Below are 8,851 nucleotides of genomic sequence, written 5' to 3'. Positions count from 1 at the left end.
ACCAGGTGGCGTAGGTGGAGAACTTGTAGCCCTTGGTGTAGTCGAACTTCTCGACGGCGCGGATCAGGCCGAGGTTGCCCTCCTGGATCAGGTCCAGGAACGCCATGCCCCGCCCCGTGTACCGCTTGGCCAGCGAGACCACCAGCCGCAGGTTCGCCTCGAGCAGGTGGTTCTTGGCCCGCTCGCCGTCCCGGGAGATCCACATCAGGTCGCGCTGCATCTCCCGGACGAGCTTCTCCTCGCCCTCCTCCGCGGCGCGCAGCCGCTCGGCGGCGTAGAGCCCGGCCTCGATCCGCTTGGCCAGCTCGACCTCCTGCTCGGCGTTGAGCAGCGGAACCTTGCCGATCTGCTTGAGGTAGGCCCGGACCGAGTCCGCCGAGGCGGTCAGCTCGGCGTCCCGGCGCGCCTGCTTGAGCGCCTCGGACTCCTCGTCGTCCCACTCGAAGTCGTTGTCGGTCGCGGCGTCGGCGGCGTCCGCCTCGGCGGCCTTGGCCAGCTCGGCCGGCTCCTCGACCACCACGTCCTCGATCTCGGCGGCAAGCTCCTCCGGATCGATGTCGTCGCCGGGACCGTCCGGGGCGCCGCCCTTGGCCGGCGCGCCGGCCTTGGCGCCCTTGGCCGGTCCGGTGCCGGCAGCCTTGCCGGCTGCCCGGCCGGGCTTCGGCGGAGCCTTGGCGGCCGTCTCAGCGGCCTTCGCGGCCGGTTTGGCGGCACCGGCCGGGGACGCGCCGTCGGCCGCGAGCGTCGGCTTGCGGGTCGCCGGCTTGCGCGTCGCGCCGGCCGACTCGTCGGCGGCGGGCGCCTGCTTCGGGGCCGGCGGCGCCGATTTCTTGGTCGCCTTGGCGGTGGTCGCCCGCGAGGCGGGAGTGGCGGACCGGGCGGCGGCGACCCGGCGACGGGTACTCGCCGAGCCGTCGACCACGACGGTCACCCCCGCGTCCGAGAGCGCACGCAGGATTTTCTTGGCCTGGGCCGGAGTCACCTCAGCAGACTCGACCGTACGCGCCAGCTCGGCCGACGTGAGCTGGCCGCCGGCGCTCTGCGCGTGGGCGATCAGGGTGTCGGTGAGCGAGCGTACGTCGGCGCCGATGTGGCGGGGTTCTGTCACGAATGACCTTCCGGAGGCGATGAGCGAGCACGGCCGGGATCGGCCGGCGCAGCGCTATGCGTTGTGTCGGGCCGATGTGGTTGAGGGACCCCCGTGTCCCGGGCCGGCCGGTGCTCGGCGGTCCGTGGCGCGTGGGCAGGCGTGAATTGTAGCGCCGTCTGCGGCGATCATCCCGCGCCGCACGCCGGAGACGTGGTCCGGGGCCACCGACCCGATGCGCGTGTTGACTTTGTAAGGATGATACTCGCGCCGGGGGCGGGACGTCACAGGCGTGCGGGAAGGGGACGTCATGGACGGCACGACACCGGCTCCGGAGGAGCTGCTGAAGATCGCGGTCGAGGTGGCCCGGGAGGCGGCGGAGAGCGCGTACCGGATGCGCGCCGACGGCGTCTCCGGGGTGGCCACCAAGAGCACCGCGACCGACGTGGTCACCGCGGCCGACCGGGCGGTGGAGCGGCAGGCGGTCGCGACCCTGCGGGCGGCCCGGCCCGGCGACGCCGTGCTGGGCGAGGAGTACGGCGACGCCGAGGGCGCCGGCCCGGCCGGTGGCAGCGGCGTACGGTGGATCCTCGACCCGATCGACGGCACCGTGAACTATCTCTACGGGCTGCCGCACTACGCCGTCTCGCTGGCCGCCGAGGTCGACGGCGAGGTGGTCGCCGGAGTGGTCCGGAACGCGGCCACCGGGGACGAGTGGACGGCCGTCCGGGGCCGGGGCGCCTACCGGGCCGGTCGGCGGCTGGCGGGCTCGGTGGAGACCGATCTCGGACAGGCGCTGATCGCCACCGGGTTCGGGTACGACCCCGCGCGCCGGGCGCACCAGGCCGGGGTGCTGCACCGGCTCATCCCGTACGTCCGGGACATCCGCCGGTTCGGCGTCGCCTCGATCGACCTCTGCCTGGCCGCCGAGGGGCTGGTCGACGGCTACTACGAGAAGGGCCTGAACCTCTGGGACCACGCGGCCGGCGGGCTGGTCGCCACCGAGGCCGGGCTCCGGGTCGACGGGCTGTCCGGTGCCGCACCCGGGCCGGACCTGGTGATCGCGGCCCCGCCGGCGCTGTTCGGCCGGCTGCACGACCACCTGGCCCGGCTCGACGCGGCCGGCGGCCCCTGACGGTTATTTCAGGTTGGGGTCGGCGCAGGTCCGGGGTGGCAGTTGCGTGCTGTCGCTGTCCCGCTGGGTCAGCGCCTGGTTGACCTCGGTGATGGTCGCCAGTTGCTTGAACTCCCCGCCGATGACGACGTCGACCACGTCGTCCTTGCGGTCGAGCTGGAACTCCGGCTCCGCCTTGTTCAGGAAGTAGGCCCTGAGCACCTGGTAGGAGCCGACACCCTTCGGTCCGAACCGCAGCACCGCGACCTCGTCGTCGATGCCCTTCTTGGCCGGCTCGTTGCCGGCCTTGAGCACCTTGAACTGCCGGTTCTGGAAGTCGGTCTTCACCGTGTTGGCCAAGCCGGCGGTGTCGGTCGCGTTGTAGACATTGATCTTGATGTCCTTGGCCTGCCGCAACCGCGTGTCGGCGAGCTTGTCGCCTTCCTGGCAGTCGCTGGCGACCTCCTTGCCGGCCTGGGTGTCGCGGACGAGGGTGACGGCGACGAACACTATGGCGATCACCGCGAGCACGCCGACGACGAGGAGGGCTCGGACGCGCGCGAAAGTCATCTGCTTGGCTCCTGCGAAGCTGGTGTGGAACAGACACCGGGCGGCCGACCGGACGGGCCGCCGTGGCTATCGAGTATGCCGGTGACGCCAGCCGTTGTCCGACCGGGTGCTGAATCCGCCAGATTTGTCGGCGCGCCGACGCCGATCGGCCGACCACTACCCCTATCTTCGTGTCGCCTGAGTCACATTGGGAACAACTCCGCGCGCTCGGACGTACATGTCTGCCGCAGGGACGGTATACATGCCTCGCCCGAAGGGGGGTAAGGTACCCCGCTCGCCGGGGGAGTTCCGCCCGGCGGCCACGACCCGGAACGTGCGCCGGGTCGGGCGACCGGAAGTGAAGGCCGGCCAGCGGGAACCGAAACAGCGTCCTCCGGCGTTACAACCGGAAGCGACTATATCGATATGGGAGAGTGAGACCGATGGCCACCGACTACGACGCCCCGCGTCGCGACGAGGTCGACCTCGGCGAGGACAGCCTGGAAGAACTCAAGGCTCGGCGGGTCGACTCACAGTCGGCCGCCGTGGACGTCGACGAGGCCGAGGTCGCCGAGAGCTTCGAGTTGCCCGGTGCCGACCTGGCCGACGAGGAGCTCACCGTGAAGGTGCTGCCGATGCAGTCGGACGAGTTCCGCTGCGCGCGCTGCTTCCTGGTGCACCATCGCAGCCAGCTCGCGGTGGAGCGCAACGGTGAGCTGATCTGCCGCGAGTGCGCCTGACCACTGCGGCCGGAGCGGTCTTCCCGGGCAGGGGAGCCCGTCCGGCGGGTACGGGGTGAGTCTTCCGGTACGGGGGGAGCGGCGACCTCCACGGCTGGAGGTCGCCGCGCGTGATTCGACATGCGGGGCTGGCGGGTAACTGCTTGACTCGATGCGCGTGGTGGCACGCCCCACCGACGACACGCGCTGGAGGTCATGATGAGCCGCTCCGACCGGGCGTCCGACGCTTCCTCGCCGGGACCGACCGACGCCGCCGCGCCGGGACCGACCGACCGGGACGGGCCCGCCCTGCCGGTCGACGGGACGACCCCGGCCACGCCCGCCGGCCGGGGCGCGACGCCAGGTGCCGAACTGGCGTCCCGGGACGACGAGCTGAGTTCGACCGTCGCCGCGCTCACCGCCGACGAGCTAAACCGGTCCCGTCGGCGACGGCTGCTCGGCCGGCTGGTCGGCCAGGTGCGTACCGGGCGACCCGGAAACCTGTTCAAGCCCAAGGCGGCGGTCCGCTGGCTCACCGACACGGTGACGGAGATCGCGCCGCACATCCCGGTGCGCGACCGGGAAACCCTGCTCCGGCACTTCGACGGTCTCGACGGGGACGCGCTGGCCGAGCGGCTGGTCCGCAACGCCGTCAGGGCGACCGCCGGGGTGGGCGCGGCCGGTGGCGGCGTCGCGGCGGTGGAGTGGGTGGTCACCCCGACCCTGCTGTCGGCACCGGTGCTGCTGGCCGCCGAGACCGTCGCGGTGGTCGCCATCGAACTCAAGCTGATCGGCGAACTGCACGAGGCGTACGGCGTGCGGCTGCCGGGCGGCGGCAGCCAGCGCGCCGTCACCCTGATCCGTTCCTGGGCGGGCCAGCGCGGAGTCAATCCGCTGCTGCCCGGGGTCGGCGTCGGTGCGGTACTCGGCACGGCGGCCCGCAAGGAGCTGCGGGACCGGCTGCTGCGGCGGTTCGGCCGCAACCTGACCACCCTGGGGCCGTTCCTGACCGGCGCGGCGGTGGCCGGTTTCCTCAACGGCCGGGCCACCCGCGGACTCGGCGACCGGGTCCGGGAGGACCTCCGCCAGGGGCCCAAGGCGCTCGGCGGATGACCGACCGACTCGGCAACCGGCTGGCTCCGGTGCCTTGCCCGGGTGCGGATACGGCCGGGCGGTGGACCGAGTGCGGATCGGGCGGCGGTCAGTCCGGGTCGCGGGCCGCGAGGATCGCCTCGGCCAGGCGTACCGGATGGCGGGAGCTGATTACCCAGTAGGGCGTCGGGTCGGCCGGGTCGTCGAGGACCACCTGCACCGCTCCCGGCACCCACGGACGCTGCACCACGAACGCCAGCGGATCGGCACCGACTCCGAGTACCTCGCGCCGGCCCTCGGCGTCCAGCGGGATCGCGTCGGCGACGAACCGCACCGGCAGCCGGGCGTCGTCGACCAGCAGTTCGCCGTCGCGTACGGCGATCCGGATCCGGCCGAGCCAGCCGAGACCGACGGCGGCCAGCGGCAACAGCACCACGAACGGCAGCCAGGCGCGTACGCCGGTGGAACCGAGCCAGAGTTCGGTGGCCAGCAGCCCGGCGGCGGCGATCCCGGCCAGCCAGAGCCACCAGGGCAGGGTCAGCCGCTCGGCGTACCGGGCACGGGCCGGGACGACGGCGGGCTCGGAACTTGTCGGGGCCACGCTGGAAGGGTACGACCCGACGCGCCCGGTCGACCCGGCAGGATGGGGGCAGCACCGGTGGATCCGCGAACCTGCCAGGAGAGTGAGAGCGTGACGCACGTCCTGCCCGTACCCGTCCGGCTACTCGACCCCGACCTGCCGCTGCCGGCGTACTCCCATCCGGGTGACGCCGGAGCGGACCTGGTCGCCGCCGAGGAGGTCGAGATCCCGCCCGGCCAGTGGCGGCTGGTCCGGACCGGTGTCGCGCTGGCCCTGCCCGCCGGGTACGTCGGGCTGGTCCAACCGCGCTCGGGGCTGGCGGCCAGGCTCGGTGTGACCGTGCTCAACGCGCCCGGTACGGTCGACGCCGGTTACCGGGGCGAGATCCTGGTCAACCTGATCAACCACGACCGGGTCTCCCCGGCGAAGATCTCCCGGGGGGACCGGATCGCGCAGCTCGTGGTGCAGCGGGTGGAGCGGGTCGAGTTCCTGCCCGTCGACGAGTTGCCAGACTCCGTCCGGGGCGCGGGCGGGCACGGCTCGACCGGCGGGCACGCCGGGCTGGTCGCCGCCGACCACCGGGGCGAGCGGGTCGAGGGGGCGGGAAGCCGGTGAACCCGCCGGAAAGGGTGGACCTTTTCAACCTGGACAGCGCGGTGCGTGCGTCCCGACTTCCACCTGCGGCCACGGCGGACCGCCAGGGGAGGGTGAAAAGGTTCAGTGCCCCGGGTCGGACGTCGCCGTACGCCGTGGCCGACAATGCGAGTGATCCGCCCATCCGGCAGCCGGAAACGGAAGGTAGCAGGTAAGCACATGATCTTCTCCCGAGGACGCGGCGGGCGCCACTCCCGCGACGAGCGCTCCGGTCGGCAGTCGGCCGACACCCAGGACCTCGCCGCCGCGGCCGAGCCCGAGGGGCCCGGGCGCGGGCCGTACGACATCGGCGACGCGCCGCCGGACGTGCAGCGGCTCGACCTGGGCAGCCTGCGCATCCCGGCCGTACAGGACGTGGAGGTACGCGTCCAGGCCAACCCGGACGGGGTGATCCAGCAGGTCGTCCTGGTGCACGGCGAGAGCGCCCTCCAGTTGGGGGTCTTCGCGGCGCCGCGTACCGAGGACATCTGGCCGGAGTGGCGGGAGGAGATCCGCACCTCGCTGGCGGCCGACGGGGTGGTGGCCGAGGAGGTGGACGGGGAGTACGGCACCGAGCTGCGAGCCCGGGTCCGTACCCCGGACGGCGGCGTCGCCGACCTGCGGTTCGTCGGCGTGGACGGGCCGCGCTGGATGATCCAGGGTGTCTTCCAGGGGCGTGCCGCCAGCGACCCGGCCGCGGCCGGGTCGCTCGCCGAGTGCCTGAACGGGCTGGTGGTCGACCGGGGCCAGGAGGCCAAGCCGGTCCGCGAGCCGCTGCCGCTGCGGCTGCCCCGCGAGGCGGCCGCCGGGGCCGAGCCGCAGTCGGAGGGCGACGGGTCCGGGCCGCCGGTCAACGGGGTGGTCTCCGGCCACCAGCACCCGCACCGGCCCGAGCCGCGACCCCGCCGCGACGGCGCCTGACCAGTGCCCGTCGGGTATCCCTGCGGTGGGTGCCGGAACGGTCGTGGCGGCGCTTTGGTGCGGCCGTCGGCGGGCGCCCGGGGGTAACCCGGACGCGCCCGGCCGTCGGCGGGACCTGTCCGGGCGGATTCCGGAGGTCAGGGGGTCGCCGATCCGGGCGCGGGCGGCGGGCGGGTCGGCAACCCGCCACCGGGCGGCAGGTGCGCCCGTGCCGACCGGCGTACGCTTGCGGGACGGCTTCACGCCAGTCGTGTCGAGGACGCGCCGGGCGGGCGCGTCGAGGAGGGTGACACCGGGTCATGGCGACCGACCAGGGCCGAGTCTCGTGGCGGGGTTTCCTGCAACGGCTCACCGCGAGCGAGGCCGAGATCGAGGCCGAGGAGTTGCTCCGGGAGAGCGCCGAGTGCGGCAGCACCCCGGCCGGGCAGTGCCGCCGGGGCCAGGTGGTGTCGGTCTCGGGCCGGCTCCGCACCGTGGTCTACACCCCTCGGACGAACCTGCCGACCCTGGAGGCGGACCTCTACGACGGCAGCGACATCGTGACCCTGGTCTGGCTGGGCCGCCGGCACATCTCCGGGATCGAGCCGGGCCGGCAATTGACCGCGCGCGGTCGCATGGCGGTACGGGATGACCGTAAAGTCATCTACAACCCGTACTACGAGCTGGAGTCGCCGCGGTGAGCACGGACGGCGTCGACTCCGGCCGCGACCGGAAGACACACAGATGACCGCTGGACAGCCCCGCACCGACAGCACGGGCAGCGACCCGACGGCAGGCCGGACCGAGGAGGAGGAACCGCTTCCCAGCCTGACCGAGCAGATGGCCGAGCAGCTCGGCGGCTGGCGGGGGATGGTCGAGTCCAGCGTCCCCGTGGTCGTCTTCGTCGCGGTCAACATCATCACCGAGCTGCGTCCCGCGGTGATCGCCTCGGTGGCGGTCGCGGTGCTGATCGCGGTCGTCCGGCTCTTCCAGCGGCGGCCGGTCCGGCACGCCGTCAACGGCCTGGTCGGGATCGGCATCGGCGCCATGATCGCCTGGCGTACCGGTGACGAGCGGGACTTCTACCTGCCCGGCATCCTCTACGGCATCGTCTACGGGCTGGTGCTGCTCGGTTCGGCGGTGGTCCGCCAGCCACTGGTCGGCTGGATCTGGTCCATCATCGCCGCCGGTGGCCGGTCCGAGTGGCGGCAGGATCCCCGGCTGGTCCGCACCTTCACCCGACTCACCGTGCTGTGGGGCGTGGTGTGGCTGGCCAAGGTCGGTGTGCAGGCCGGGCTCTACCTGGCCGACATGGACACCGCGCTCGGCATCGCCCGGCTGCTGCTCGGCTATCCGCCGTACGCGCTGCTGCTGGTGATCACCATCTGGGCGGTCCGCCGGGTGAACCGGGTGCCGGCCGTACCGGCCCCGCTCGGCGGCTGACCGCCGCCGGCAGGCCCCGCCCGATCGGCCTGGCGGCTCAGCCGCTGCTGCTGCCGCGGGTCCGTTCGACGCTGTCCGGACCGAGGATCACCTTGCGGACCTCGTCCTCGACCTCGGCGGTGCAGACGAAGATCAGTTCGTCGCCGGCCTCCAGCGGGTCGTCCGGGCTCGGCACCAGCACCCGCTTGCCGCGCAGGATGGCGGTGAGCGCCGAGTCCCGGGGCAGCGGCACGGAGTGGACCGGGTGCCCGACGTACGGGGCGGTCGGCGGCAGCGTGATCTCGACCAGGTTCGCCTCGCCCTGCCGGAACGTCATCAGCCGGACCAGGTCGCCGACGGTCACCGCCTCCTCGACCAGGGCCGCCATCACCCGTGGCTTGCTGACCGCCACGTCGACACCCCACTGGTCGGTGAAGAGCCACTCGTTCTCGGCCCGGTTGATCCGGGCGACCACCCGGGGGACCGCGAACTCCGTCTTGGCCAGCAGCGAGACCACCAGGTTGACCTTGTCGTCGCCGGTGGCGGCCACCACCACGTCGCAGCTCGCCAGGTCGGCCTCCTCGAGGCTGGCCAGCTCGCAGGCGTCGGCGAGCACCCACTCGGCGGCCGGTACCCGCTCCGGGCGGAGCATCTTCGGCTTCCGCTCGATCAGCATCACCTGGTGCCCGTTCTCGATCAGCTCCTGGGCGATCGAGCGGCCCACGTTGCCGGCCCCGGCGATGGCGACCCGCATG

Annotated in this window: 11 protein-coding genes; 7 read left to right on the top strand and 4 right to left on the bottom strand. The window is 73.0% G+C overall.

The genetic code is table 11. From position 1 onward, the window contains the following. Nucleotides 1-1,108 (bottom strand): sigma-70 family RNA polymerase sigma factor (locus R6Y94_RS24155; protein ID WP_318398122.1); only part of this gene is annotated, 1,108 nt, incomplete at its 3' end. Nucleotides 1,109-1,397: 289 nt separating this feature from the next. Here R6Y94_RS24155 and R6Y94_RS24150 point away from each other — a divergent pair. Continuing rightward, on the top strand, nt 1,398-2,222 hold the full coding sequence (locus R6Y94_RS24150; RefSeq protein ID WP_318395155.1) for an inositol monophosphatase family protein: 825 nt from the start codon (nt 1,398-1,400) through the stop codon (nt 2,220-2,222). Nucleotides 2,223-2,225: 3 nt separating this feature from the next. Here R6Y94_RS24150 and R6Y94_RS24145 read toward each other — a convergent pair whose 3' ends face one another. Next, complete coding sequence (locus R6Y94_RS24145; protein WP_318395154.1) at nt 2,226-2,771, bottom strand: LytR C-terminal domain-containing protein; 546 nt, start codon at nt 2,769-2,771, stop codon at nt 2,226-2,228. Nucleotides 2,772-3,193: 422 nt separating this feature from the next. Here R6Y94_RS24145 and R6Y94_RS24140 point away from each other — a divergent pair, with 422 nt between their 5' ends. Together R6Y94_RS24140 and R6Y94_RS24135 are read left to right on the top strand one after the other, a co-directional pair. Further along, nucleotides 3,194-3,490 carry a DUF4193 domain-containing protein gene (locus R6Y94_RS24140; protein WP_203861001.1) on the top strand — a complete coding sequence of 99 codons (297 nt, stop codon included), beginning with the start codon at nt 3,194-3,196 and terminating at the stop codon, nt 3,488-3,490. Nucleotides 3,491-3,688: 198 nt separating this feature from the next. Beyond that, a complete protein-coding gene (locus tag R6Y94_RS24135) occupies nt 3,689-4,582 on the top strand; it encodes a hypothetical protein (RefSeq protein WP_318395153.1) in 894 nt (297 codons plus the stop codon). A gap of 88 nt (nt 4,583-4,670) precedes the next feature. Here R6Y94_RS24135 and R6Y94_RS24130 read toward each other — a convergent pair whose 3' ends face one another. Continuing rightward, nucleotides 4,671-5,162: a DUF3093 domain-containing protein gene (locus R6Y94_RS24130; RefSeq protein WP_318395152.1), complete on the bottom strand. Its 492-nt coding sequence runs from the start codon at nt 5,160-5,162 to the stop codon at nt 4,671-4,673. Nucleotides 5,163-5,204: 42 nt separating this feature from the next. Here R6Y94_RS24130 and dut point away from each other — a divergent pair, with 42 nt between their 5' ends. The 4 genes from dut (at nt 5,205) to R6Y94_RS24110 (ending at nt 8,117) form a co-directional block, all read left to right on the top strand. Continuing rightward, nucleotides 5,205-5,756: a dUTP diphosphatase gene (gene dut / locus R6Y94_RS24125; RefSeq protein WP_412102709.1), complete on the top strand. Its 552-nt coding sequence runs from the start codon at nt 5,205-5,207 to the stop codon at nt 5,754-5,756. 198 nt (nt 5,757-5,954) lie between these two features. Continuing rightward, nucleotides 5,955-6,695, top strand: a complete 741-nt coding sequence (locus R6Y94_RS24120) for a DUF3710 domain-containing protein (RefSeq protein WP_318395150.1) — start codon at nt 5,955-5,957, stop codon at nt 6,693-6,695. Nucleotides 6,696-6,994: 299 nt separating this feature from the next. Beyond that, entirely contained in the window at nt 6,995-7,375 is a 381-nt protein-coding gene (locus tag R6Y94_RS24115; RefSeq protein WP_318395149.1) for an OB-fold nucleic acid binding domain-containing protein, read from the top strand. Between the two features lie 43 nt (nt 7,376-7,418). Beyond that, nucleotides 7,419-8,117: a DUF3159 domain-containing protein gene (locus R6Y94_RS24110; RefSeq protein WP_318395148.1), complete on the top strand. Its 699-nt coding sequence runs from the start codon at nt 7,419-7,421 to the stop codon at nt 8,115-8,117. A 37-nt stretch (nt 8,118-8,154) separates the two neighbouring features. Here the strand turns inward: R6Y94_RS24110 and R6Y94_RS24105 are convergent, their stop codons facing one another. Further along, the gene (locus R6Y94_RS24105) at nt 8,155-8,850 is read right to left on the bottom strand and encodes a TrkA family potassium uptake protein (protein WP_318395147.1); all 696 of its coding nucleotides are present in this window, start codon (nt 8,848-8,850) and stop codon (nt 8,155-8,157) included. Between the last annotated feature and the right edge of the window lies 1 nt (nt 8,851).

The sequence above is a fragment of the Plantactinospora sp. KLBMP9567 genome, assembly GCF_033446045.1.
In the GTDB taxonomy this organism is placed as follows: domain Bacteria; phylum Actinomycetota; class Actinomycetes; order Mycobacteriales; family Micromonosporaceae; genus Plantactinospora.
This window is presented reverse-complemented; position numbering and strand designations above follow the sequence as displayed.